The 26,004-nt window shown below is 53.0% G+C and carries 23 protein-coding genes and 1 pseudogene; 11 read left to right on the forward strand and 13 right to left on the reverse strand.

Annotated features, from left to right (window positions below; all coding sequences use genetic code 11):
* From D9A02_RS13565 to D9A02_RS13575, 3 genes are all read left to right on the forward strand, one after another.
* Complete coding sequence (locus D9A02_RS13565) at nucleotides 1–240, forward strand: hypothetical protein (protein ID WP_120501463.1); 240 nt, start codon at nucleotides 1–3, stop codon at nucleotides 238–240.
* A 116-nt stretch (nucleotides 241–356) separates the two neighbouring features.
* A complete protein-coding gene (locus tag D9A02_RS13570) occupies nucleotides 357–1,331 on the forward strand; it encodes an NAD(P)H-binding protein (RefSeq protein WP_120501464.1) in 975 nt (324 codons plus the stop codon).
* Nucleotides 1,332–1,489: 158 nt separating this feature from the next.
* Nucleotides 1,490–2,599: a trimethylamine methyltransferase family protein gene (locus D9A02_RS13575; protein WP_120501465.1), complete on the forward strand. Its 1,110-nt coding sequence runs from the start codon at nucleotides 1,490–1,492 to the stop codon at nucleotides 2,597–2,599.
* A gap of 3 nt (nucleotides 2,600–2,602) precedes the next feature.
* Here the strand turns inward: D9A02_RS13575 and mfd are convergent, their stop codons facing one another.
* Both mfd and D9A02_RS13585 read right to left on the reverse strand, forming a co-directional pair.
* Entirely contained in the window at nucleotides 2,603–6,064 is a 3,462-nt protein-coding gene (gene mfd, locus D9A02_RS13580) for a transcription-repair coupling factor (protein WP_120502536.1), read from the reverse strand.
* 43 nt (nucleotides 6,065–6,107) lie between these two features.
* Nucleotides 6,108–6,635 (reverse strand): component of SufBCD complex, encoded by a 528-nt coding sequence (locus D9A02_RS13585; RefSeq protein WP_254054634.1) that lies wholly within the window; start codon nucleotides 6,633–6,635, stop codon nucleotides 6,108–6,110.
* 118 nt (nucleotides 6,636–6,753) lie between these two features.
* Here D9A02_RS13585 and hemB point away from each other — a divergent pair, with 118 nt between their 5' ends.
* Nucleotides 6,754–7,752: a porphobilinogen synthase gene (hemB, locus tag D9A02_RS13590; protein ID WP_120501466.1), complete on the forward strand. Its 999-nt coding sequence runs from the start codon at nucleotides 6,754–6,756 to the stop codon at nucleotides 7,750–7,752.
* Here hemB and D9A02_RS13595 read toward each other — a convergent pair.
* Entirely contained in the window at nucleotides 7,749–8,561 is an 813-nt protein-coding gene (locus tag D9A02_RS13595) for a class I SAM-dependent methyltransferase (RefSeq protein ID WP_120501467.1), read from the reverse strand. The genes hemB and D9A02_RS13595 overlap by 4 nt on opposite strands.
* Nucleotides 8,562–8,760: 199 nt before the next feature.
* Here D9A02_RS13595 and D9A02_RS13600 point away from each other — a divergent pair, with 199 nt between their 5' ends.
* Nucleotides 8,761–9,321, forward strand: coding sequence for a YSC84-related protein (locus D9A02_RS13600; RefSeq protein WP_120501468.1), 561 nt, complete (start codon nucleotides 8,761–8,763; stop codon nucleotides 9,319–9,321).
* 63 nt (nucleotides 9,322–9,384) lie between these two features.
* On the opposite strand, the gene D9A02_RS13605 is transcribed toward D9A02_RS13600, so the two are convergent.
* The gene (locus tag D9A02_RS13605) at nucleotides 9,385–9,654 is read right to left on the reverse strand and encodes an usg protein (protein WP_120501469.1); all 270 of its coding nucleotides are present in this window, start codon (nucleotides 9,652–9,654) and stop codon (nucleotides 9,385–9,387) included.
* Nucleotides 9,655–9,876: 222 nt separating this feature from the next.
* Between D9A02_RS13605 and gyrA the strand changes: the two genes are divergently transcribed.
* From gyrA to D9A02_RS13625, 4 genes and pseudogenes are all read left to right on the forward strand, one after another.
* Nucleotides 9,877–12,591: a DNA gyrase subunit A gene (gene gyrA / locus D9A02_RS13610; RefSeq protein WP_120501470.1), complete on the forward strand. Its 2,715-nt coding sequence runs from the start codon at nucleotides 9,877–9,879 to the stop codon at nucleotides 12,589–12,591.
* 163 nt (nucleotides 12,592–12,754) lie between these two features.
* Complete coding sequence (locus D9A02_RS13615; RefSeq protein ID WP_162933071.1) at nucleotides 12,755–13,258, forward strand: hypothetical protein; 504 nt, start codon at nucleotides 12,755–12,757, stop codon at nucleotides 13,256–13,258.
* 107 nt (nucleotides 13,259–13,365) lie between these two features.
* On the forward strand, nucleotides 13,366–14,220 hold the full coding sequence (locus tag D9A02_RS13620) for an NAD(P)-dependent oxidoreductase (RefSeq protein WP_162933072.1): 855 nt from the start codon (nucleotides 13,366–13,368) through the stop codon (nucleotides 14,218–14,220).
* 447 nt (nucleotides 14,221–14,667) lie between these two features.
* Nucleotides 14,668–15,759, forward strand: a pseudogene (locus tag D9A02_RS13625) (UDP-N-acetylglucosamine 4,6-dehydratase family protein); the annotation flags it as partial.
* Nucleotides 15,760–15,772: 13 nt separating this feature from the next.
* Here D9A02_RS13625 and D9A02_RS13630 read toward each other — a convergent pair.
* The 3 genes from D9A02_RS13630 to D9A02_RS13640 form a co-directional block, all read right to left on the reverse strand.
* Complete coding sequence (locus tag D9A02_RS13630; protein WP_120501474.1) at nucleotides 15,773–17,251, reverse strand: carboxypeptidase M32; 1,479 nt, start codon at nucleotides 17,249–17,251, stop codon at nucleotides 15,773–15,775.
* Between the two features lie 3 nt (nucleotides 17,252–17,254).
* Complete coding sequence (ctaA, locus tag D9A02_RS13635; RefSeq protein WP_120501475.1) at nucleotides 17,255–18,391, reverse strand: heme A synthase; 1,137 nt, start codon at nucleotides 18,389–18,391, stop codon at nucleotides 17,255–17,257.
* Between the two features lie 62 nt (nucleotides 18,392–18,453).
* Nucleotides 18,454–19,197 carry an RNA methyltransferase gene (locus D9A02_RS13640; RefSeq protein ID WP_120501476.1) on the reverse strand — a complete coding sequence of 248 codons (744 nt, stop codon included), beginning with the start codon at nucleotides 19,195–19,197 and terminating at the stop codon, nucleotides 18,454–18,456.
* Between the two features lie 143 nt (nucleotides 19,198–19,340).
* On the opposite strand from D9A02_RS13640, the gene D9A02_RS13645 reads away from it, so the two are divergent.
* Nucleotides 19,341–19,976 (forward strand): thiamine phosphate synthase, encoded by a 636-nt coding sequence (locus D9A02_RS13645; protein ID WP_120501477.1) that lies wholly within the window; start codon nucleotides 19,341–19,343, stop codon nucleotides 19,974–19,976.
* Here D9A02_RS13645 and D9A02_RS13650 read toward each other — a convergent pair.
* The 3 genes from D9A02_RS13650 to D9A02_RS13660 all read right to left on the reverse strand — a co-directional run bounded on the left by D9A02_RS13650 (nucleotide 19,973) and on the right by D9A02_RS13660 (nucleotide 21,909).
* Nucleotides 19,973–20,752, reverse strand: coding sequence for a 1-acyl-sn-glycerol-3-phosphate acyltransferase (locus D9A02_RS13650; RefSeq protein ID WP_120501478.1), 780 nt, complete (start codon nucleotides 20,750–20,752; stop codon nucleotides 19,973–19,975). The two genes, D9A02_RS13645 and D9A02_RS13650, sit on opposite strands and share 4 nt — an antisense overlap.
* 59 nt (nucleotides 20,753–20,811) lie before the next feature.
* Nucleotides 20,812–21,579: a GNAT family N-acetyltransferase gene (locus tag D9A02_RS13655; RefSeq protein ID WP_120501479.1), complete on the reverse strand. Its 768-nt coding sequence runs from the start codon at nucleotides 21,577–21,579 to the stop codon at nucleotides 20,812–20,814.
* 147 nt (nucleotides 21,580–21,726) lie between these two features.
* Nucleotides 21,727–21,909, reverse strand: a complete 183-nt coding sequence (locus D9A02_RS13660; protein ID WP_120501480.1) for a DUF3553 domain-containing protein — start codon at nucleotides 21,907–21,909, stop codon at nucleotides 21,727–21,729.
* A gap of 29 nt (nucleotides 21,910–21,938) precedes the next feature.
* Between D9A02_RS13660 and D9A02_RS13665 the strand changes: the two genes are divergently transcribed.
* A complete protein-coding gene (locus D9A02_RS13665; protein WP_120501481.1) occupies nucleotides 21,939–22,598 on the forward strand; it encodes a histidine phosphotransferase family protein in 660 nt (219 codons plus the stop codon).
* Here D9A02_RS13665 and D9A02_RS13670 read toward each other — a convergent pair.
* The 3 genes from D9A02_RS13670 to obgE are packed head-to-tail and all read right to left on the reverse strand — an operon-like array spanning nucleotide 22,558 to nucleotide 25,998.
* Nucleotides 22,558–23,823 (reverse strand): glutamate-5-semialdehyde dehydrogenase, encoded by a 1,266-nt coding sequence (locus D9A02_RS13670; RefSeq protein WP_120501482.1) that lies wholly within the window; start codon nucleotides 23,821–23,823, stop codon nucleotides 22,558–22,560. The two genes, D9A02_RS13665 and D9A02_RS13670, sit on opposite strands and share 41 nt — an antisense overlap.
* Nucleotides 23,824–23,866: 43 nt before the next feature.
* Entirely contained in the window at nucleotides 23,867–24,973 is a 1,107-nt protein-coding gene (proB, locus tag D9A02_RS13675) for a glutamate 5-kinase (protein ID WP_120501483.1), read from the reverse strand.
* Nucleotides 24,961–25,998 carry a GTPase ObgE gene (obgE, locus tag D9A02_RS13680; protein WP_120501484.1) on the reverse strand — a complete coding sequence of 346 codons (1,038 nt, stop codon included), beginning with the start codon at nucleotides 25,996–25,998 and terminating at the stop codon, nucleotides 24,961–24,963. The genes proB and obgE overlap by 13 nt, the downstream gene beginning before the upstream one ends.
* Nucleotides 25,999–26,004 lie beyond the last annotated feature (6 nt).

The raw sequence follows: 26,004 nt of genomic DNA on the forward strand, positions 1-26,004 counted from the left end.
ATGGGCATTACCGAAGACCTTGCTGATGACCTGGCTCAACAGGTCATCAAGTATATCGAGGCCTCTGACGATGAAATTGCCATCAGTGAAATCGTCAAGGTCCTAGGTGCGACCTCACAAACCGCCGAAGAGGCTTTCCTCACAGCGCTCCGCGTGCGCCGCGCAAACATTGCTGCGCGTGCGCTTTTGCTGAAAAAGGTCAAAAAACTCAACGAAACGCGCCTCCCTGCTCCCAAATAACCACGTGCTCCGGAACATTTCCGGGGCATGCCGTTTTCCAAAGCGGCCTTCATAACTTAACTCAATGCCCAACTAAAACGCACCCTTGTGTAGTTTGCCTCATAGGGAAATTCTTCATGTCGAAACAAACTGTCCTGATCACATCCGCAACTGGCCGCATTGGACGCGAACTTGTCGCCCTCCTAGCCGCCGCTAACCAATTTACTGTGCGTGCCTGTTACTTCAGTGACAGCAAAATCGATCAGCTGAAATCACTGGGTGCAGATGAGGTGGTGAAATTCGACCTCTCCGCGCCCGATACCTGGGGTCCTGCACTTGATGGCGTCTCAGCGATCTACTCCGCCTCCCTTGATCCAATGCTCGACGGGCATCTGAACTTCTGTAAAGAACTGGGCAATCGTCGCGAGCAAATTAGGCATGTGGTGCGAGTCAGCTGCATGGGTGCGGATACCAACACCGCATCTTATGAAGCAGACAGCCACGCCTCGCGCGATGGAGCCGGCATCCCACTGATGCTGCAACACTATTGGTGGGGTGAAAAGGCCCTGATTGATGCGGGACTGAATGTCACCGCCCTGCGCAATAACTTCTTCATGAACCACCTGCTGAAAACCGATTGTGACACCATTGCTAATGAGGGTTGGTTCGCAAACCCACTGGGCAATATGCGCAACTCTTTTGTAGCCACTCGCGACATTGCCGAGGCCGCAGCCGTGGCCCTATCTGAGGGCCCTGAGCGTCACGCCAATAAATTCTATGACATCACCGGCCCTGCCCCGCAATCAATGGCCGAAATCGCCGCTGACCTGGGCCGTGCGATGGACAAAGAAATCGAATACCGTCCACAAAGCATGGTTGATTTCGAAAACGATTTTGGTGCAACCCGCGCTGAGTTTTTCGAATACCTGACCAACGGATTTTACACTCGCTGCAGCCCAGATTTCTACAATCTGACCGGACACAAACCGACATCATACTATGATTATTTGACCACCAAAGGTGCCAGCGGTGAAACCGGTCTGGAAGAGCTCTGGCAGGGCAATCTTTGGAAAAAGGGTGAAGACGCCATGAAAGACACAGCCAAAGCGTAAAACGACCCTAAAAGCCCCGACCAACGCCGGGGCTTTTTGTTGACTCTGCGTATGATAAATTTCGATATCACTATTTGAAAAAATCATTTTCCAAATTTTCTACATTTCTTCATAGTTGCAAAACACAGGCGATTCCCTCTCATCAAGGCACCTCTGCCATGCAGCAAACTCTTCCTGCTTACGCCCCCCTATCCAACCGGCAAATCGTGAACATCGAAGAGATGGCAGATCAGATTCTGGCCGAAGTGGGTGTGATCCTGCAAGACGATCCCACCAGCCTTGAGGCGATGGCATCCATCGGGGCCCACATCGAGGGCGATAAGGTATTTACCAAAGGGAATAATCTGCGCGAGCTCATTTCCAAAGCCCCCGCCCAGTTCACATGGCATGGGCAAAACCCAGAAAATGACCTTGTGATCGGGGCGGGAACACCCGTCTATGCACCGACTTATGGGCCACCAGTTGTTGAGACTTTTGATGGTCAACGTCGACAAGGCACATTGGCCGATTATGAAACACTGGTGAAAATCTGTGACCGCTCAAAATTACTCGGAACAACCGGATATCTTCTGACAATCGCTCATGATGTTCCCGAGGACACCCGCCATATGGCCATGGCACGCGCGCATCTGAAGCACTCAAAAAAACCTATGATGGGAACAGTGATATCTGAGCAGGCCTTGCGCGACGTGGCTCAGGAAGTTGGGACCACACCAACTGAGTGCCAGCTGATGCATATGATCAACACCACGCCACCTCTCGTGATTCAAGCCAATCCTTTGCAGTGCCTGCGAACAGCGGCGGAATTGGGTCAAGGCAACATGATCGAATCATACATGATGATGGGCGCCACCAGCCCTGTCAGCGTGATAGGATCACTGGCTCAGGGTCTAGCAGAAATCATGGTCGGTGCCGCGCTCACTCAGATATACCGCGCCGGTGCACCCGTCGTTGCTGGCGTATTTGCGACACCATTTTCGATGCAGTTCATGGGCCCTATCTTTGGCAATCCGGAATCAGAAATTGTCCTCATGGCAAGCGTGCAGTTAATGCGCCGATTAGGCATCCCTTGTCGAGGCGATGGCATGATCACCTCATCCAAGCTCAACGACGCGCAGGCCGGCTATGAGGGCGCTGGCACATTGACTGCCTCGCAGATCAGCCAGGCTGATCTGATTTTTCACAGCACCGGTTGGTCCGAATTTGGCCGCTGCTACAACTTCGACAAAAGCGTGGCTGATGAGGCGCGGATCCTCAGCAACCTTTGAGCTTCACGCCTTAGTCTTTTGGCGCTTCTTCTCGGCCACGACCTTTTCCGCCAGATCCCGGGCAATCGCGAAAGCCCCTTTGATCTTATCGCTGTCCTTACGCCAATCACGCCGCACAATAATCTTGTTGTCCTTGACCTTAGCCAACTCGTTTTGATCTTTGATGAACTCGACCAACCCTGTGGGCGAGGCAAACTTATCGTTATGGAACTGCAAGGTGGCCCCTTTGGGCCCACCATCCAGTTTCGCAATCCCGGCTTTTTTGCACATACCTTTGATCCGCACGACCAGTAGAAGGGTATTGACCTCTTTCGGCAGTTTCCCAAAGCGGTCGATCAGTTCAGCGGCAAAGCCTTCAAGTTCAACTTTGCTCTGCAAGCTGCTGAGCCTGCGATACAATCCAAGGCGAACATCCAAATCAGGCACATAATTTTCGGGGATCAATACCGGCACCCCAAGGTTAATCTGTGGTGCCCATTGATCGTCAGCATCTGACAGCCCTTCCAATTCACCTGCTTTAATCTTGGCAATCGCCTCTTCCAGCATCGACTGATACAGTTCATAGCCCACGTCGCGCATCTGGCCGGATTGCTCTTCGCCCAGCAAGTTCCCTGCCCCGCGAATATCTAGGTCTTGCGCCGCGAGCGTAAATCCAGCGCCCAAGGTGTCGAGAGAACCCAGAACCCGCAGTCGCTTTTCTGCCGCTGTCGTCAGCTTCAGTCGGGGTTTTGTGGTCAGATAGGCATAGGCACGGGTTTTGCTACGCCCGACCCGGCCCCGGATCTGATACAGCTGCGCCAGACCGAACATATCGGCCCGGTGAATAACCATCGTGTTCGCCGTTGGAATATCCAAGCCAGATTCCACAATAGTCGTTGCCACAAGAACATCGTACTTGCCATCGTAAAAGGCATTCATCCGATCATCGAGCTCACCCGCTGCCATCTGACCATGCGCCACAACATAGGTCACCTCTGGCATCTGGTCCTTCAGGAAGGCTTCGACCTCTGGCAAGTCCGAGATCCGCGGCACCACATAAAAACTTTGCCCACCGCGATAATGTTCGCGCAGCAACGCCTCGCGAATGGTGACATTGTCAAACTCGCTCACATAAGTGCGGATCGACAAGCGGTCCACCGGTGGCGTACCGATGATGCTCAGGTCTCGTACTCCGGACAGGCTCAACTGTAGGGTCCGTGGGATTGGGGTTGCCGTAAGCGTCAGTACATGCACGTCACTACGTAGCTGCTTCAGTCGCTCTTTGTGCCCAACGCCAAAACGTTGTTCTTCATCGATAATTAACAGGCCCAGATTGGAAAACCTAATATTCTTGGCCAACAACGCATGTGTCCCCACCACGATGTCAACCTGCCCCTTTGCCATCGCGTCGCGGGTTTTGCTGGCCTCTCCGGCGCTCACAAACCGTGACAACGGTCGTACATTGACCGGAAAACCACGAAATCTTTCTGCAAAGCTCTGATAATGCTGGCGTGCCAACAATGTGGTCGGTGCTATCACCGCCACCTGCATCCCCTGCATCGCCGCGACAAAGGCCGCGCGCATCGCCACCTCGGTCTTGCCAAAGCCCACATCACCACAAATCAACCGATCCATCGGCGTACCGGCTTCCAGATCGCCCAACACATGCTCAATCGCACGCAGCTGATCATCAGTTTCCTGATACGGGAAGCGCGCTGAAAACTCTTCCCAGGCGTGGTGTTCAGCTTCCAGCACCGGCGCTTTTCGCAGGGCACGTTCGGCAGCAATACGGATCAACCGATCCGCCATTTCGCGAATACGTTCTTTTAGCTTGGCCTTTTTGGCCTGCCATGCGCCGCCGCCCAAACGGTCCAACAGCCCTTCGTCATGGCCATACCGGCTGAGCAGCTCAATATTTTCAACTGGCAGGTAAAGTCTTGAATTTTCAGCATATTCCAGCAATATACATTCATGCGCAGCCCCGGCAGCGGTCACTACTTCAAGCCCCAGATAGCGACCAACACCATGATCAACATGCACGACCAGATCACCGGTACTCAGGCTTTGCGTTTCCGTCAGAAAATTTTCTGCCCGCTTACGCCGTTTCGGGGCACGGATCAGGCGGTCGCCCAGAATGTCCTGTTCGGCAATCACAGTCAGGCCCGGCGTTTCAAAACCGTGCTCAATTGGCCAAACCGCCAGATGCAGACCAATCTTACCAATACGTGTTGCATCGCTGACGGTGACAGCACCAATCAGGCCTTCATCCTCAAGCAGGCCTTCCATTCGCTCTCGCGCGCCCTCAGAATAGCAGGCAACCAGAACTGGGCCTTGCGTCAATTTCTGATCAACGTGCTCCTTCAGCGCACTGAAAAGATTTATGCTTTCTTGCTGTCTCTCTGGTGCGAAGTTGCGTCCAATCCGACCACTAGCATCGATCACCTCGGGGCCGGTTGATTGCGGTAAAGGTGCCAATTGAATGCTGCGGTGATCTTTGCTTGCCTCCCCCCATGCAGTATCGTTCAGATACAACAGATCCGGTTTAACCGGCTTGTAAACCGTATCCCCTCGTTTCTTTTGTTTAAGCGCATGCATACGGTTGTCATATTGGTCTTCAATACTGTCCCAACGCGCCAACCGGGCCGCAGTCAGTTGATCATCCTGCACAATTGATGCACCTGGCAGATAATCAAACAGCGTTTCCAGTTTTTCGTGAAAGAATGGCAACCAATGCTCAACGCCTGCATGTTTGCGCCCTGCACTCACCGCTTCATACAGCGGATCATCAGTACCAGCGGCACCAAACTCTATCCGGTAGTTTTGCCTAAATCGCGTGATCGCGGCCTCATCCAGTATCACCTCAGACACCGGGGCCAGCTCAATCCGATCCATTTTTTGCGTGGTACGTTGGCTGACAGGATCAAACTGCCGCGCGCCATCAAGAACATCACCAAATAGATCCAATCGGATCGGGCCACTTGCACCGGGTGGATAGATATCAATAATCCCCCCCCGGATGGCATAGTCCCCCGGTTCCATCACCGTTGGGGCCTGCACAAAGCCCATGCGCACCAGATAGCCGCGCAAATTGGCCTCATCCACTTGATAACCAACAGTGGCGCTGAAAACCGCATCTTGCAAAACCTCGCGTGCCGGAAAGCGCTGCATAGCCGCATTCAGCGTGGTCAACAGGATAAACTGATCCGGCATGCCATGCACCAGACCGGCCAGCGTCGCCATACGCGCGGCACTGATATCGGCATTTGGGGACACGCGATCATAGGGAAGGCAATCCCAACCGGGAAACTGGATCACAGGAATATCCGGGGCAAAGAACCGCAAAGCACCTGCCATAGCCGCCATGCGTTTGTCATCCCGTGCGATATGCACGATCGGCTTTTGACGGTTCTCCAGCTCGTTCAAAAGCAGCTTTGCGTCAAAACCTTCGGGCGCACCACTGATGGTGATCTGAGACTGTTTACTCATCGTGTCATGCCTTAATTCAAATCCTGTGGCCAATTTCGCCCGATCAACCAAGGATACCATGTACCATGTTTTGCCACATACCCCACGTGGCAGTTACAAAGATCGCAATCACACCCAGCAACTGGGTGATTTGCCGATGCCCATACAGGCGTTTGATCAACTCGTCCCCATGCAGATCCTGCAGGCGAATGGCAAATGCCGTGCGTATGGTCAATAGCCCGACCAAGCTCATAGGAAAGACCAGCAAAAATACCGCCTGCGCAAAGTGGTTCATGTAAATAAAACCAATGAGACATAGGGATGTCAGAACGAAAAAGACAAACCCCACGAGATAAACACCTGATTCCTCCACGATATAAATGATCCGGTTCACGTTAACCCGAACTAGATCTTCAAAATCCTGGACGCTTTGATCAGAGACATTTTTCTTGGCCCGCACGGCCACGTCCCATGGCACACCTAAAACCCAGTGACTGGTCGTGGACCACACCACAGCAAGCGATATCCAGTACCATAAATTACTGAAACTGCGCATATCAATCAGTTCGAAAACGTGACCGTACCAATCCAATATTTAAGCCCCCAACACCATGTCTGTTACTCTTACCTTTGACGCCGCCGGATTCCCACCCTTGAGATGTGGCAAAATCCATGCAACTGAGAAGCAGTTCAATTCAGGAATCCGTGATATGGCCGTGACCCCTCCGATACATCCCGCCAACCGTTTGCGCCGCACCCGCCAATCGGCGGCTATTCGCGCCATGGTTAGCGAAAACACCTTTACTGTGTCCGATCTGATTTGGCCGGTTTTTGTACGCGACGGTGACAATATTGAGGAACCTGTGCCATCTATGCCCGGTGTGGTCCGGCGCAGCGTAGACCGCGTTGTCGAGGCTGCGCGCGAGGCTGCAGATCTTGGCATTCCGGCAATATGCCTATTCCCTTACACCACCGCAGACAAACGCACCGCCGATTGTGCCGAAGCCTGGAACCCGGGCAACCTGTCAAATCGGGCCACGCGCGCAATCAAAGCCGCCGTGCCGGAAATCGCGATTATGACCGATGTGGCGCTTGATCCTTACTCTGATACCGGCCACGACGGGTTTGTGCGCGACGGTAAAATCGTCAATGATGAGACAATTGAGGCACTAATCAAGCAAGCACTTAGCCAAGCCGAGGCTGGCGTTGATATTATCGGCCCGTCAGACATGATGGACGGTCGCATCGGTGCCATCCGGCAAGCGTTGGAGGCCTCAGGTTATCAAGATGTGTTGCTGCTCAGCTATGCTGCCAAATATGCTAGCGCTTTTTACGGCCCGTTCCGTGACGCGGTCGGCGCGTCGGGCGCACTGAAGGGTGACAAAAAAACCTATCAAATGGATCCCGCCAACTCTGATGAGGCGATGCGTTGCATTTCACGTGATCTATCAGAGGGCGCCGATATGGTCATGGTCAAACCCGGCATGCCCTATCTCGACATCTGCCGCCGCACAAAGCAAGAGTTCGGCGTGCCGACCTTTGCCTATCAGGTGTCCGGTGAATATGCGATGATCCAGGCTGCAGCGGCCAATGGTTGGATTGATGGTGAACGCGCAATGATCGAAAGCCTGGTGGCCTTTAAACGCGCTGGTTGCGACGGGGTGCTCAGCTATTTCGCCCCAACCATGGCGCGATATCTAGCTGATTAAGCCTCAGCTATGATCACATAACCACGAATTTTGCCACTGATTGGGCCTGAACCATAGACCGCTTTCAATCGTGCTGCGGCATGATCCGTCACCCGTTCCAACGCCTCTGGATCGCGATCCAGAATTTCATTGCGCAAAGGCGTGCCCTGACAATAGGCGACAGCTGGATCACGCGCGGTTTTTGCCACGCTTTGTAGCGTAATAGTCCTGATCTCGGCTTGCGTAAAATCAGCCGATTTCAGGTGCCCTACAATCTCGGTCAAATCGAAATAACCATGCGGAGTGCGCGCGAGAAAAACCGGTGGATCATCTGCAAACAACTCTCCTGCAGCCTGCGTAACATGGTCAGCAAACTCATTATGCTTAATTTGATCCCATACGCTAAAGACGAAATAGCCACCAGGTTTCAGCACGCGGCGGGCCTCAGCAAATCCGGAGACTTTGTCGGGGAAAAACATCGCGCCAAATTGACAGCACACCACATCAAATCGGTTGTTTTCAAACGGCAAATCCAAAGCATCCGCCCTCTGCCATGTAATGCGTTCATCTGGCGGTTGCTGCTGCTGAGCCCGGTCCAGCATGGGTGAATTAAGATCCGTAACTAAATATCTTGCGTCACCTGATAATATTGGAGCTAAAGCGCGCGTAACAACACCACTTCCTGCTGCAGTTTCCAATACTTCCCTCGGGGCCGCTTTTGCCACCTGATCTGCCATTTCAACGGCGAATTCTTCAAAGATCAAAGGAACCAAATATGCGTCGTATATTTCTGGAATCGATCCCTCAAATATTTTGTCACGGTTGACCATACGACACCTCCTGCTATCGAGAGTCGTCCACATGATAACACATCCGTTGTCAGAACGCTGATTTTGACCTGCAAATACAGGCGATAAGCCGCCTTTATTGTCCTTACATAGTGACAGCGCTCTTTCGAACACCTATACTACGCCCCAACCGGCATGCATAAAAAGGTCGGCAAATGTCAGGCAACGAACAGGCAATAAAATGAGCAATCTCACCAGACGCAGCTTTTCGCTGGGCGCCCTTGCGGGCCTTCCCGTGTTGGCCGCTTGCGGCAATGGCGTCGGCAGTTCCGGCGCGCAAAAAATTGACGCGCGTGTCAATGCCACACTGAACTATCTTTATGCCAACTACCCTAACGCCCGTGATTTGGGCGATAAGGCCAGCGGCATTCTCGTAATGCCCGTCGTAACCGAAGCCGGATTTGGCTTTGGCGGCGGATATGGCCGTGGGGCCTTGCGTATCAACAATGCCACGGTTGATTACTATTCTGCAGCCAAAGGTAGCGTTGGCCTGCAAATCGGCGCGCAGCAATTCTCCCATGTGTTATTTTTCATGACCGAGGACGCATTAAGCAAATTCCGCCGCTCTCCCGGCTGGGCTGCAGGGGCAAATGTAGAATACGCCCTGCCCGATCAAGGTGGAAACCTACAAGCCGACACCACGACAGTTACTTCGCCGGTTGTTGCCGTGATATTTGGTCAAGCTGGCATCATGGCCGGCGCCACGGTCGAAGGCATCAAGTACACCCGCATCATTCCATGATCCGGTGTGCAGACCAAACAACATCTTGGTAAGCTGAGCATTAACCCAGCTTACCATTTTCATTTAGTGCAGGTGAAATTCACCTTTCATATTGCGCCATTCACCCGCTGCGATCAGCTTGCGATGGGTGAAGCTGACTGAATGCAGCGGCCCATCAATTTCATTTTGCCAAAACTCCACAAACTCAAACAGTTTGGGATAATCCGGAGCCAGGTCGTAATCCTGCCAGATAAATGTATTCAACACATGAATATGGTCCGGCATATGATAGAAGAGTTCTGCCGTCGTCAGTCCATAGCCCTTGAGCATCATTTCAGTTTCAGACATCTGCATGTTTCTGCTCCTGTTATTGCCTGATATACTAATGATGCACTGAAAAAATTACTTTTCAATGAAAACAATGTGTTGTCACTTTGACAACCCGGCTGCCAACCTGAGGTCAGGACAGGCATTGCACCCCATATCCTGCCTCTGATATATTAAAGACAACAAGATATAGCAGTCCCTGACAATACAGGTAACATAGTGAACGATACCCCCCAAGACCCTGAAAACATGGAAAATAATCAACCAGAACGTCCGGCACATGATGGCCCGACGATCTCAATCGCAGAGGAGATGAAAACCTCCTACCTCGATTATGCCATGTCCGTGATCGTTTCACGTGCCATTCCAGATCTGCGTGACGGATTAAAACCAGTGCACCGCCGCATTCTATATGCGATGCATGAAACCGGTAACAGCCACGATAAATCTTATCGCAAATCCGCCCGCCCTGTCGGCGATGTCATGGGTAAGTACCACCCCCACGGCGATGGCGCGATTTATGATGCGCTTGTACGTATGGCACAGGATTTCTCGATGTCGCTGCCGTTGTTGGATGGTCAGGGTAACTTTGGCTCAATGGATGGCGATAACCCGGCTGCCATGCGTTATACCGAGGTGCGGATGGATAAGCCTGCCGCCTCCTTGCTGGCGGACATCGAAAAAGACACTGTCGATTTTCAGGATAACTATGACGGCAAAGACCGCGAACCAACGGTTCTGCCCGCGCGTTACCCAAACATGCTGGTCAACGGTGCTGGCGGTATCGCGGTTGGCATGGCCACGAACATTCCACCACACAACCTTGGCGAAGTGATCAATGCCACTCTGGCGCTGATTGACGATCCGGATCTCGATTCTGAGCAGTTGATCGAATACATCCCTGCCCCAGATTTCCCCACCGGCGGGATGATCTTGGGCCGCTCCGGCGCCCGCAAAGCCTATCTCGAAGGGCGCGGTAGCGTCGTAGTTCGTGCTAAAACCCGGATTGAGGAGATTCGTAAAGACCGCTATGCCATCGTGGTTGATGAGATCCCGTATCAGGTGAACAAAGCCTCGATGATCGAAAAGATCGCCGAAGCAGCGCGTGAAAAGCGGATCGAAGGCATCGCCCACGTTCAGGACGAATCCGATCGTAACGGTGTCCGTGTTGTGGTCGAACTCAAACGGGATGCCACGCCCGAAGTGGTCCTGAACCAATTGTTCCGCTTTACGCCAATGCAAACCTACTTCGGCTGTAACATGTTGGCCCTAAATGGTGGTCGTCCAGAGCAGCTTAACCTGCGTGGTTTCCTGACTGCCTTTGTAATCTTTCGCGAAGAGGTTGTTGCACGCCGCACCGCGTTTGAACTGCGCAAAGCTCGCGAACGCAGCCATATCCTCTGTGGTCTAGCGGTGGCTGTATCCAACGTCGATGAAGTCGTAGCCACCATTCGCGCCTCTGCCGATGCGGCCGAAGCACGTGAAAAGCTGATGACTCGTCGCTGGCCAGCGCATTCAATCCTTGAATACATTGCGTTGATCGATGATCCCACCCATACGGCCAATGACGACGGCACTTATAATCTGTCAGAAATTCAAGCCCGTGCCATTCTGGAGCTGCGCCTGCAACGTCTGACCCAGATTGGAGTACGAGAAGTCACCGACGAGCTGCAAGAACTGGCCGGCAAAATCAAAGAATACCTTGCCATCCTCGCCTCACGTGAGCGGATCATGCAGATCATCTCGGACGAGCTCCGCGAGGTCAGAGACCAGTTTGCAGTGCCGCGTCGCACCGAGATCGTCAACTGGTCAGGTGATATGGACGACGAAGACCTGATTGAGCGCGAAGACATGGTCGTCACCATTACCGCCGGTGGCTATATCAAACGCACCGCATTGGCCGATTTCCGGGCACAAAAACGCGGAGGCAAGGGCATATCCGGTATGCAGACCAAAGAAGAGGATGCTGTGACCACCCTCTTTGTGGCGAATACGCATACACAGCTGTTGTTCTTCACCACAGACGGCATGGTCTACAAGTTGAAAACCTGGCGTTTGCCACTGGGTGGACGGACTGCCAAAGGTAAGGCCATCGTCAACATCCTACCAATGTCACCGGGTGTTTCCATTGCTGCCATCATGCCGGTCGATGTGCCAGATGAAGAATGGGAAAACTTGCAGATCGTCTTTGCAACAACGGCGGGGGATGTGCGCCGCAATGCACTTTCAGATTTCACCAACGTCATGCGCAACGGTAAAATCGCGATGGACCTGCCCGAAGGGGTCGAAATGGTCAACGCGCGAATTTGCTCGGAAAGTGATGACGTGATGCTGGTGACAAACTCAGGTCGCGCGATCCGCTTCCCATCCACCGATGTACGGGTCTTTAAGGGCCGCAAATCCACCGGTGTCCGTGGTGTCCGCCTGCAAGGTGATGACAAGGTTGTGTCGATGTCAGTCATTCGCCATTTCGATGCCACTGCGGATGAGCGCTCTGCCTATCTAAAAATGCGCCGGGCGGTTGCCGGTATGGTTGATGACGAGACCGCCAGCGATGAAGACGTCGATGAAAACGCAACCATCAGCCCCGATCGCTATGCGGAAATGTCGGCGGCGGAAAACTTGCTGTTGACCATCACCGCACAGGGTGCTGGCAAGCTCAGCTCCAGCCACGATTATCCTGTGCGCGGGCGTGGTGGCATGGGGGTTCAGGCCATCGATAAAGGCCTGCGCGCTGGTGCAGTCGTGGCCTCGTTCCCGGTGGAACTGGAAGATCAGATCATGTTGGCCACCTCTAAGGGTCAATCCATCAGGGTCCCAATCAAAGGTATTTCCTTCCGATCTCGCAGCGCTGGTGGCGTCAAGGTGTTCAACACTGGCAAAGGCGAAGAGGTTGTCAGCGTTGCCTGGATTGCAGAACAATCCGACGACGAAGACGAAAACGCAGAGACCAGCGAAAGCTAAGATCTCATTCTGAGACCTTTAAACCTAAAGCAGAGGGTCGGATTTGCATCCGGCCCTCGTTTTTCATCCTTTGGCTAAAGTTTCGCCGCAATTTCTGGAGAGGTTACCTCAAGGGCCATACGTACAAAAACAGGCTCGTGACTGTCAGACAGGAATTGCAATCGTGCCTTTGCCAAAACACCGCTTGATCATTCAATTCGCACTTAATCTGATCCGTATTGCACTTGGATCATATTTCATTGGGGTATCACTTGATCTCTTTTCCGGTGTAGATCAACGTAGCCTTTTTCTGCCCTTCCTGAGTTTTGAATGGGCTGATCTTGTCGGCTCGACCCTATTGTTCGGTATCAGTGTGGCCTTCATGACGGGCATTCACACACGTACCTTTGCTCTGGTTTTGACGATGTTTGTAATGTGCTCCAGCGTTGCGCAACATATCTATCCTTTTGATCTTGGGCAGATCGCGGCGATCTGGCGTGATCTTACACTCAGCGCGGCTGTATTGATGGCTTATACCAATGTTGTCCAAGCCGACATGCAACGACCATCGTTGCCAAAGCGTAGTGTCCGCACAACGTCTACTGAAAAGACAGCAAAGCTTGCAGCGCGAAGGATTGACGTGGCCCGGCCAAAACCGGCGCAAAAGGCTACAAAGCAACGCGCCTGAATTGCTATAATATCTAACGGACTTTCTTACATTTGAGCTGAATATGATGCCGGTTCGTAACCAGCCGTGCTAAAGCTTTGCTTAGACACATATTCATGGACTCGCGCATGACACAGATTTTCTCATCAGAACGTATCATAGTGACCGGTTCAAACGGTAAGTTAGGAAAACTCGTGCTAAATGCTTGGCATGCCGCCGGCACGCCAGGTGTCGAGATTATCACGCAATCACGCCATTCGGATAGCGATGTTATCTGGGCCCCGGGTCAATCTCTGGAGGTTTTTCCAGCCTGTCAGAGCGTCATCGCGCTTTGGGGTTGCACCCATGGGAACGAGGCTGAGTTGCAGGATAATATTCAGTTGGCCCAGCATAGCCGTGCCATTGCTAAGCACTGCGGTGCAAAGCGTGTCATTCATCTGTCTTCCGCAGCTGTATATGGCTCGGGTCGCGCGCTTGTGGAAAACGCGCCATTGCTCCCCGTGAATGCTTATGGACGCGCCAAATGTGATATGGAAGCGCTGGTTGAGACCTTTCGGCAGCACGACCCTTTTGCACATCTTTGCCTGCGTCTGGCCAATGTTGTGGGCGCTGACAGCTTAACTCCTGCATTGCAAGGCGACAGACCGCTCCATCTGGATCGCTTCCCAGATGGGGCTGGACCAAAGCGCAGCTACATCGCCCCGGGAGATTTGTCCAAAATCCTTCTGGCGCTCTGCGCCATTCCCGCGGCTAAACTGCCAAAGTCGTTGAACATCGCCGCGCCTCTACCCGTTGATATGGCTAATCTGGCAAAGGCAGCTGGAATTGCCATCAACTGGCGTGACGCTCCTTCAGAGGCCTTAGCGGAGGTCTCACTATCCACAACATGCTTGGCCACACTACTACCAGATCAAATCTATCAGAAAACAGCACACGATATGATCCTCGACTGGCGCAGGCATAACACTAAACTGCAGGCCTAAACGGTCACGATTAACCCCGTCACCCTGTTCACCCTCACACAACTTATTGCGACATCCCGTAACAGGCCTTGTATCGGGTAAAGGGCGCACCTTATCTTAGCTGGTAGAAAACGACCATCATGTCTATAAGTCTTTCAAAGGCAGGAAAAATTTTGATGGCGCAAAAAATAGATCGTGTCGGGAATATACGTCATGCTGAATGATTTTATGGCTTCGCTCAATATCAGGCAAAAGCGTGCAATCTCGCTGTGCTTGATCATTCTAGTCGTTGCCACATCCAGCGTTGGTGTCCTGCTGTTGGCTCCTGGTGTGTCTATGTCTGCTGGTGCCTTTATCATTGCTGCTTTGATCGTAATTGCCGCGGCTAGTGTGTTGATGCATAATCTAGTTTCTCCCGATCATCACACCCAGCCCATCCAATCAGAACCGCAGCCGAAATCATTTGATATCAACGTCCTGTTGGGTCGCGACCGTCTGGAAGAAGAACTGCCAGCCGTTAGCAGCACCTATGATGGCCGCAATATCCTTGTCACCGGTGCTGGTGGGTCCATCGGATCAGAATTGTGCCGCCAAATCATCCGGTGCAATCCACGGCATTTGATCTTGCTCGATCATAGCGAGCTTTTACTATTCAAAATTCACAATGAACTGCGTGACAAAGCTCCGGATCTGCGCATTTCTGCCGTGCTTGGATCAGTCACCGACAAGCCGTTGATCACCGAGACCATCGGCGACAATGGTATTAACATAGTTCTGCATGCTGCAGCTTATAAACACGTGCCAATGGTCGAAGATAACGCCCTGCAAGGCATGCAAAACAACGTCATCGGCACCAAGGTCGTCGCTGATGCAGCGCGTCAGTTTGAGGTCGATCGGTTCATTCTGGTATCCACCGACAAAGCTGTGCGTCCCTCTTCAGCGATGGGGGCCTCCAAACGCCTGGCGGAACTGGTGATCCAGGATCTTGCCACCCGGTCCAGCCATACCCGGTTTTCCATGGTGCGATTTGGCAACGTGCTGGGCTCATCCGGATCAGTTATCCCATTATTTCAAGATCAGATCGCTCATGGCGGCCCCGTTACTTTAACTCATTCTGATGTCACCCGTTACTTCATGACCATCCCCGAGGCGGTACGCCTTGTCCTACTAGCCGGGTCATTTGCACGTGGTGGCGATGTGTTTGTACTGGATATGGGTAAGCCCGTTCCTATCCGTCACCTGGCACGCCAAATGATCGAGGCATCCGGCCTGAGCGTACGTGATACCGCACAACCTGATGGCGATATTTCCATTGAAATCACCGGCTTGCGTCCTGGGGAAAAGCTGCACGAGGAATTGCTCATCGGTTCCGACATGTTGACCACGCCGCATCCAAAAATCATGCGTGCACAGGAAAACCATCTGTCCGAGATAGAGATGGCCAATGTGTTGCAGTCCTTGCGTCAGGCAATTGAAACTCGCAATCGTACATTGCTTGGCACCATCGCCATACAATGGATCGAACGGGCTGAACTGGACGATGAAATCATCAATCAGTAAGGCCGCTCATCCTCTACTTAACTGGATATAAATCACCGAATTTACGTTGAAGATAAACCATCAACGCATTGGAATCTGGCACCTTTCCATAAGCATTTGCGATCACTTCCTGCGGTTTGTATCGTCCGCCATGGCATTGCAGATTGTCCTGCAACCACGCCGTAGCAACCGACAAATCGCCCCTACCCAGCTGTGCATCTAGATCCGGCACTGCCTCTCGCAGGGCTTCGTGTAGGCAGCCAGCATAGACATTGCCCAACGCATAGGTCGGGAAATAACCAAACAGTCCCACGGACCAATGTACATCCTGCAGACAGCCGTCAGAGGCCTTTGTGACCTCATAGCCAAAATCAGCCTTGAACCGATCGTTCCACGCGCCTTCCAGATCCTGTGGCAGAAGATCCCCCGACACCAGCGCACGCTCAAGATCGAACCGCAGCATGATATGTAGGTTGTACTGCACTTCGTCAGATTCCGTGCGGATGTAACCACGATGCACCCGGTTTACACAGGCATAAAATGTTTCGGCATCCGCAATGCCAAAATCACCGAAGAGGTCCACCATTCGACCATAGAGCCAATGACAAAACGGGCGCGAACGTCCCAGCTGATTTTCAAAGATCCGGCTTTGGCTTTCGTGCACGCCCATCGATACGCCTTTACCCGCTGGCGTCAGGTGATAGGCACGATCAATGTTTTGTTCGTAACAAGCGTGGCCAACCTCGTGAATGGTCGAATAGAGGCAGTTGAACGGATCCGTTGCACTGACTCGCGTTGTAATGCGTACATCATCACCCGAGCCGCTGGAAAATGGATGCACCGCCAGATCCAACCGACCGCGGTTCAAATCATACCCAAAAACACGGGCCAATTCGTTCGAAAGCGCAAGTTGCTGAGCGTGATCAAACGTGCCCTGCACGCTTGGGGCCTCTGTTCCATTCAATGCCGCCTGGCGTAGCGCCACCAATCCGGGTCGCATGGCATCAAACATCGCTTGCAGATCAGCGGCAGAGGTTTCCGGTTCATAATCTTCGATCAAAGCATCATAGATATCGCCGCCATTTGCCAATGCGGCCCCTTCTTCACGTTTCAGAGCCAGAACTTCTGTCAAAACCGGAGCAAAGGTGGAAAAATCATCGTTTGCACGTGCATCAGCCCATTTACCCTGTGCAGTGCTGGTTGCCCGTGCCACTGCTACTGCCAGATCTGCAGGCACTTTTGTAACGCGATCATAGCTGTGCCGGATCAACCGCAGTTGAGCAGCTTCAACTTCGCCCTGTGTATCCGTCTCCGCCTTGGCAAGCCAGTTGCCCACGCGCGGGTCTGTCCGGCGGGCATGTAAAACTGCCTCCAGCGCGCCCATTTCTTCAGCCCGCTGCGCGCCTGCGCCTGCTGGCATCATGGTTTCTTGATCCCAGGACAACCGTCCTGCGACCTGTCCCAAGGCTTCGCTATCGCGTTGGAAACGCATCAACTCGTCATAAGCACGCATATTTTACCCTCTGATCGATTGTGCAACGGGATATAGGCTCAGAAACCGCGCCCGCAGGATCAACACCCATAGGGCCACCGCCACAATTTGGTGCGTGATCGCGACATGCCACTGCGCTGCATAGAGCACGGTCATAATGCCCAACATCACCTGCACACAAAGCGCAAGAAAGGCCGCGTTAAACGCCCCACGTGTCACCGCATTGGCACTGCGACGGCCTTTCACCCAGACCATGACAGCAAAGCCTAGCAAGATGTAACCAACAACCCGATGCACAAACTGCACCAACCCCGGGTTTTCAAACAGATTGCGCCACCCCAGTTCCGTCATCCACATCTCAGGCGGCAAAACACCTCCGGCCATCAAAGGCCAGTCTGTATATGTCCGCCCTGCATCGATGCCAGCAACCAGTGCGCCGATCAGTATCTGTAGCCCGGCAAAATGCAGCCAGCCGGTCGACAACTTATAAAGCTTTTCCTCTTTGCCACGCCGGGCCTGCATCAGCTCTCGTTCTTCACGACCCAATTTGAAGATAAACCATGTCAGAACGGCCAGGATCACAAAAGCGAGCCCCAAATGAAGCGCCAACCGGTAGCTGGCTACATCCAGCATGCCATGGCCAAGTCCAGAGGACACCATCCACCAGCCGACAGCACCCTGAACACCTCCCAAAGCGCCCGGAATGATCAACTTACCCGTCCAGCCCGTGGGAATTTTTCGTAATGCTAAGAGTCCCAGAAATCCAATGGCCCAAACTAGGCCAACAACACGGCCCAATTGACGATGCCCCCATTCCCACCAATAGATGGATTTGAAATCCTCCAATGTCATCCAGCTGTTTTGCTGCTGAAACTCTGGAATTTCTTGATATTTATCGAATTCAGCTTGCCAATCCGCCATACTCATCGGAGGCACAGCCCCGGTGATGGGTTTCCATTCAGTGATGCTTAACCCGCTGTCAGTCAACCGGGTCAATCCGCCAACAATGATCATTGCAACCACCAGCGCAAACAAGGCCATCAACCAGATTCGGACCGCCCGACGGGCACCGCCACGGCCACGGTCAATCATACCCCCTCGCGGAGTATTCACCGGCTGCTCTGCTCCGACCTCTTCAAAGATACTGCGCTTGTTGCTCACACTTAAATCTCCTGGCTAGCTGTCCGCAGCCTAATATGCACCACATCGGCCTACAAGCGGTCTCAACCGCGTTCTTTCCAACGGACCATCTGACGCATAACACCGTGCAACATCTGCACATCTGCACGGGTCAGTGGCAGGCGACTCCACATATTGCGCAGGTTCAACTTCATGCTTTCCGCCTTGCCTTCCGGATAATAGAATCCAGCATCACCCAAACGTTGCTCATAATGTTCTGCGAGTTTCTCAATTTCGATCTGTTCAGCGACCACGGTACCTGCCATTTCATCGCGGACCGGCGCCACATCCACATGGTTGCGCTGCCATTCATAGGCGGTCAGCAACACGCATTGTCCAAGGTTGAGACTGGCAAACTCAGGATTCACCGGCACATTGATAATCGCATTGGCCTTAGCAATATCGTCATTTTCCAACCCGGCACGTTCTGGTCCAAATAAAACAGCAACCTTTTCCCCGTTTGAAATTTTCTGCGCAGCGACCCTCATGGCCTCTTCCGGGGTATAGACCGGCTTGGTCATCCCGCGCATACGGGCCGTGGTGGCAAAAACGTAATGACAATCTTCCAGCGCAGCGGCGGTGTCATCCACCAGCATTGCCTCATCTAGCAACCGACCGGCCCCGCTGGCCATTGCCACAGCCCGCTGATTTGGCCAACCATCGCGCGGTGCCACGATGCGCATGCGATCCAATCCGAAATTCCACATTGCACGGGCAGCGGCACCGATATTTTCGCCCATTTGCGGACGTACCAGAACAAAGGCAGGTTGCGGATGGCCTTTAGACATGTTGATCGCTCCTTAAATCGATTGCGTCATAATCCAGCCACAGCGCGTTGAAAACCCTGAGAGGCCTTTCTATGCGCATAAGCCGATGGTCAAAGTCGATTTTCCGCGCTATAGGAGCGCGAAGATTACCGGGAGAGTGAAAAATGTCCGAGGCCGAACACCCACAGATTTACCTCATCACGCCGCCCGAGATCGAGTTGAGCCGGTTTCCTGATCAGCTGGCGCAGGTTTTGGACATCCAAGAGGTGGCTTGTGTGCGCCTTGCCCTCTCCTCTCATGACGAAGATCACCTGTCGCGGGCTGCAGACGCCTGCCGCGCCATCACCCATGACCGCGACGTGGCTTTGGTACTGGATACGCATTTCCTGCTAGCCGAACGGCTAGGCCTTGACGGCGTACATCTACTAGACGGATCCCGCAACGTCCGTGCCGCTCGTAAAGAGTTAGGCCCCGATGCAATCGTTGGCAGCTTTTGTGGTAATTCAAGCCATGATGGCATGAGCGCTGGCGAAGCCGGTGTCGATTACGTCAGTTTTGGCCCCGCCGGGGCCTCAAACCTTGGCGATGGCACACAAGCCGAGTTGGACCTCTTTGACTGGTGGTCGCAAACCATCGAAATTCCAGTGGTTGCCGAAGGCGCGCTTGATCTTGATTTGGTGCGCAGCATCGCGCCTTATACCGATTTTTTCGGAATCGGCGATGAACTGTGGCAATCCGAAGATCCAGCACAAACGATCAAGCACTTTGCTAACGCAATTGCAACAGGTAGCGGCACCTAATTCACCGCCCCGATTTGGCGATCAGCGGGCATACCAGAACGCACGGCATCCTCGGCCGCTTTGGCCAAGGCTTTGCGATCCGTAAATGCGTCCACTTTGAGCGGAGAATGGTACACAATGGACACGCTGCCATGTTTCGGTGCAGCCAATAACTGCAGGAAATGACTACCAAACTCCATATCCCCAAACCATGCATAAAACCGTGGGTCTTGGTCCTTGGGCGCTAAATAAGTCACGCTAACCGGCTGAATATAGAGCTCATGGAGCAAATTATCAGCGAAGAACGCCTGAAACAGTGTTGGTTTGAAAGATAAAACTCGCATTCCATCTGTTGAAGTTCCCTCAGGGAAAAATAACAATTTATGTCCTGACAGCAGCCGATTTTCGAATGTCTTTTGATGCACTTTAGCTTGTCTAGGGTCGCGCGCGATAAACACCGTCCCGACCATTCCAGCCAGAAACCCGATCACAGGCCAATTCGCGACCTCTGATTTTGATACAAAGTAAATCCTTTTACGGGCATTCAGCGCAAAGATGTCAAACCACGAAGCATGATTGGCGACCACCGCGCCTGACTGCTTCATGTATTCGCCAGAAACCTCGTGCCGCATGCCCAGTAGGATAAAAAAGGAGCGTGCCACCCATTGAGTCAAATAAGGACTGAAGGGACGTTTTTCGCCTGTGAAGGGCCGCTCAATCAAACGTATGCAGAACGAGATGATCGCCCCAACAAACAAGATCAAAGCAAAAGCCCCCCCGCGCAGCACAATCCGCATCCAGCCCCCAGATGTGATGGGTCTGAATGTCGGTTCACCTTCAGGCCTCCAGGTGAAACTCACGCCGCAACACCTTTCGAATAAATGTTTTTCTGCTTTTCATTGAGCTGCTCTGTATCCATGATCAGGCATACATCGATGGTGTTGAAAGCATGATCAACAAAGGCCCCATCCCCGACAAAACCACCAAGCCGCAGGTAAGCTTTGATCAGAGATGGAATTTTTTTCATCGCAGTCAGGCGATCAATGTCACCTTTCCCGCAAAGATTCATGTTTTGATAATGATCTGGTTGTGCCCTTGTACGCAGGTTTTCGGGTGCCAGATGATTGTGGTGCAGGAAGGACAAGGATTGCGCAATTTCATCTGGATCAGTCCCGTGAAAACTTGCCACACCAAACATAATCTCGATCTTATGTTCATAGACGTAATGCGCCAAAGCGTTCCACAGATAGAACATCGCCGGCCCGCCGCGATGTTCGGCCGACAGACAAGAACGGCCAAGTTCCATCAATTTACGGCCCGAGGCCTTCAGCGTGCTCAGATCATATTCATCCTCGGAATAATATCGCCCCATTCTAGCCGCCTGATCATCGCGTAAAACCCTATACACCCCGACAACTTCGTCACCATTCTGGGCATCCAACAACAACAGATGGTCAAAATAGGAATCGAACTGATCAACTTCCAGACGGTTTTGATGGTCAACCATTGGGCCATCGCTACCTAATTCCTCTACAAAAACCTGGTAACGCAGTCGTTGAGCCTTACGAACGTCAGGCTCATTCTGGGCCACGGTCACATGATAACGCGGACGGTCTTGTTTCATTCTGCCTGCACCCTCATGCCGGGCTTGACCCCGCGCTGTGACATTCAATTTGGCTTGCTTTTAAAAGGCTGGGTTTCCAAAGGCAACGGCAGCCATTGCATCCAGATTTTGTTAAATAAAATTTCGTTAAATTTTCAGTAAGGTTTTTCAGTTTTCATCGCTTAACAAAAGTGCCACTCGGGCTCCATCGATCACCACCTTGCCCGCATTTCGAAAGTTGACCGTTATCTTATTTCCAATGTTAGATTGCACCTGCCCTTGCCCCCAATCAGGTCGTTGCGGGTGTTCCACAAGCATTCCTGGCGCAAGAAAGGCGTTCAGATTGGTCATAAAGTGGTCCTCAACAGATAGGTTTGTACATGTATGATAGCTTGGAAATTGCGACACTGGTAGGCTCGCGTCTCTGTCATGATTTTGCCAGCCCGATCGGATCCGTTTCCAACGGGCTTGAATTGCTTGGGCTCTCCGATACCGTCTCTGGCCCAGAATATGATCTGACCATGGAAAGCGCACATCATATTATTGCCCGGCTCACGGTTTACCGCATCGCCTTTGGGGCGGCGCGGGACGGACAGGTGGCGTTGACCAGTTTGGTTCATGAAAACATGCACCACGTTGTGAATGAGCGCACCACTGTAACCTGTGGCATTCAGGGGCCAGTTGACCGTAAACAAGCGCAGGTATTGCTGTTGGCCAGCCTGTGTCTGAACAAGGCGCTGCCCCATGGCGGGGAGATCACGCTCTGCGATACGTCACATCAGTATCAAATCGTGGCCAAGGCATCCACAATTATGCATGATACGGCCCACTGGGATAGTCTGCGCAGTGGTCAGCCGCTCAATGACTTGCAAGCCTCACATGTGGAGTTTGGCCTTTTGCCGCTTTCACTCGCCGCACAAGGCCTGCCTTTGCAGGTCAGTTATTCTTCAGGTCAATTAATGATCGGCATCACTCATAGCACCGTTATGCCAAGTAAAGTCAGGCGCGCACCGTTCCGTCTCCGACGACAAGATACTTGAAGCTGGTCAATTGCCCGGCCCCTACCGGACCACGAGCATGCATCTTGCCAGTGGCAATGCCAATTTCCGCGCCCATGCCAAATTCGCCCCCATCAGCGAACTGGGTTGAGGCATTGTGCACCAAGATCGCGCTATCTAGCTGGGCAAAGAATTTTTGCACGGCGTCAGCATTCTCGGTGATAATACAATCGGTATGCTGTGACCCATATTCACGAATATGTTCAATGGCTTGATCAATATCAGAGACAACACGAGCAGCTATAATGCTGTCGAGGTATTCTTTACCCCAATCTTCATTTGATGCAGGCGTCACACCTTCGATAGCTTGCAGGCGTGTGTCACCACGCACCTCTACGCCCGCAGCAACCAACGCTGCGATCACCGCAGTGCCCAACCCATCCAGCAGGCTCTCGTGGATCAGCAGACATTCTGCTGCACCACAAATACCAGTGCGACGGGTCTTGGCATTCAGCACCACATTCACTGCCTTTTCCACATCAGCCTGCTTATCCAGATAGATATGAACAATCCCCTCGAGGTGGGCAAAAACCGGCACTCGGGCCTCGCGCTGCACCAAGCCAACCAGCCCCTTCCCACCACGTGGAACAATCACATCGACGGTGTCCGTCATGGTCAACAATTCCTGAACCGCAGCCCGGTCACGGGTGGGCACCAGTTGAATCGCATCTTCGGGCAAGCCTGCGGTCTTGAGGCCTTGGGCCAGACATTTGTGAATGGCCGAAGAGGAATACAGGCTTTCGGACCCGCCACGCAAGATCACCGCGTTACCGGACTTGAGGCACAGCGCCCCGGCGTCGGCGGTCACATTGGGACGGCTTTCATAAATCACCCCGATCACCCCCAAAGGCGTGCGCACACGCGAGATATTTAGGCCCGAGGGCATATCCCATTCGGTCAGTACCTGCCCCACAGGGTCCTCTTGGCTAGCGACAGCACGCAAACCATCAACAATGCCTTGAATGCGGGCTTCGTCCAACATCAAGCGATCCATCATTGCATCGGACAGGCCTTTGTTGCGGCCAAACTCCAGATCCTTGGCGTTTTCCGCGATAATCTGATCACGCGCGACCCAAACCGCATCAGCGGCAGCGCTCAATGCGCGCTCTTTCGCGTCCGGCGATGCAATGGCCAGATCTATTGCGGCCGCTTTAGCGCGCAGGCCGATATCAGCCATCAGGTCCTGAATGTTATCCAGATCTTTCATTGCATCATCCTCTTGTCGGATTTCGGGGGTATTATTCGCAGAATTAGAACGCCATGTCATCCCGGTGGATGACCGGGCCACGCGGCGGATAACCCAGGACCTCTTCCATCTCATCCGAGCGTCGTCCGACGATCAGCATCGCATCTTTGGCATCATAACGCATCAAACCACTGCCAACCGCAGTGCCATCAACAGTTCGGATTTCCACAGCGTCGCCCCGACAGAACCGGCCGGAAACGACACGTACCCCTGCCGCCAGCAGGCTGCCACCACCGATCACCGCCTTAGCGGCCCCGGCATCGATTGTGATTTGGCCCTTGGGTTTCATCGCAGCGATCCATGCTTTACGCTTTTGCTGTGGATCACCCTGCGCGGTGAACCATGTCACGGCGGCGCCATTTTCTAGCACACGGATTGGGTTCATGACCGACCCTTCGGTGATTGCCATATCGCAGCCTGCCGCAGTGGCGGTCTTCGCCGCCATCAACTTGGTCTTCATGCCACCCTTGCTCAGACCTGAACCGGCATCGCCCGCCATCGCTTCGATCTCAGGGGTTATTTTTTCAATCACATCAAATCGATACGCAGTGACATCCTGTGTTGGATTGGCTGAATAAAATCCATCTACATCGCTAAGCAAGATCAACTGATCGGCGCCAGCAGTCACAGCAACTTGCGCCGCCATACGATCATTGTCACCATAACGGATCTCGTCTGTGGCGACGGTATCGTTCTCATTCACGATCGGAACAACACCGAAACGCAAAAGCTGCTCAAGTGTGGCGCGGGAGTTTAGATAGCGGCGGCGGTCTGCACTATCTTCCAACGTAACCAAGACTTGCGCCGATTTGATATCATGCGCTCCCAACGCGCGGTCATAAGCGTGCGCCAGCTGGATCTGTCCGACAGCGGCAGCTGCCTGAGATTGCTCTAGAGACAGCTCTGCCATCGGCAGGCACAGCACCCCGCGCCCAAGCGCGATGGAGCCAGATGAGACCAAAATCACATCGGTTCCACGCGCCCGCAGCATCGCCACATCTTCGGCCAATGCCTTGAGCCATTCGAGGCGCAATTGATTGCTATCGCGGTCCACCAGTAAGGCAGAACCGATTTTGATCACAATACGTTTTGCGTTTTTTATGGCTGCCACGACCCTGTCTCTTCTGACTCTTCGATGTTTTTCAACCGGCTGCTGTCGATACCAAACCGCAGGGCGCGCAGCACTTGTGTAACCCCCTCGCCTGACACACCAGACATAGTCATAACCTTATCGCCACTGGCTTTTTGCAACGCCTCAACCAACTCGGCCCGTTCCTCGTCATCTAAGGCATCCACCTTATTGAGCACGGTCAGACGTGGTTTGACCGCCAATTCGCCGCCATAGGCCTCTAGCTCGCCAATGATTGTTTTATAATCTTCAACCGCATCTTCCGCGGTGCCGTCAACCAGATGCAACAACATTGCGCACCGTTCAACATGGCCCAAAAACAGGTCACCCAGCCCACGGCCCTCGTGCGCGCCCTCGATCAGGCCCGGAATGTCCGCGACGACAAATTCAACACCATCCACTCCGACAACACCCAGATTGGGATGCAACGTGGTAAACGGATAATCCGCAATCTTTGGGCGTGCATTTGACGTGGCGGCCAGAAAGGTCGACTTGCCTGCATTCGGCAGACCTAACAGCCCCACATCTGCAATCAACTTGAGACGCAGCCAAATCGTGCGTTCGATCCCCTCCTGCCCTGGATTTGACCTGCGTGGCGCCTGATTGGTGGAGCTTTTGAAATGCAGGTTACCAAAGCCACCATTGCCGCCCCTGGCCAACTGAACACGTTCATCCAGTTGCGTAAGGTCGGCAATCACTGTTTCTTGATCTTCATCAAGGATCTCGGTTCCGGCAGGCACACGCAATACGATATCATCGCCATCTTTACCAGTGCGCTGCTTGCCCATGCCCGGTTGCCCGTTATTGGCAAAGAAGTGCTGCTGATAGCGAAAATCAATCAGTGTGTTCAAACCATCAACGGTTTCCACAAGAACAGAACCGCCCTTGCCACCGTCGCCACCATCGGGGCCACCATATTCGATATATTTTTCACGCCGGAAACTGATGCAGCCGTTACCGCCTGCACCTGATCGAATATAGACCTTTGCTAAATCCAAGAATTTCATGCTGTG

The sequence above is a fragment of the Roseovarius sp. EL26 genome (assembly GCF_900327775.1).
Taxonomy (GTDB): domain Bacteria; phylum Pseudomonadota; class Alphaproteobacteria; order Rhodobacterales; family Rhodobacteraceae; genus Roseovarius.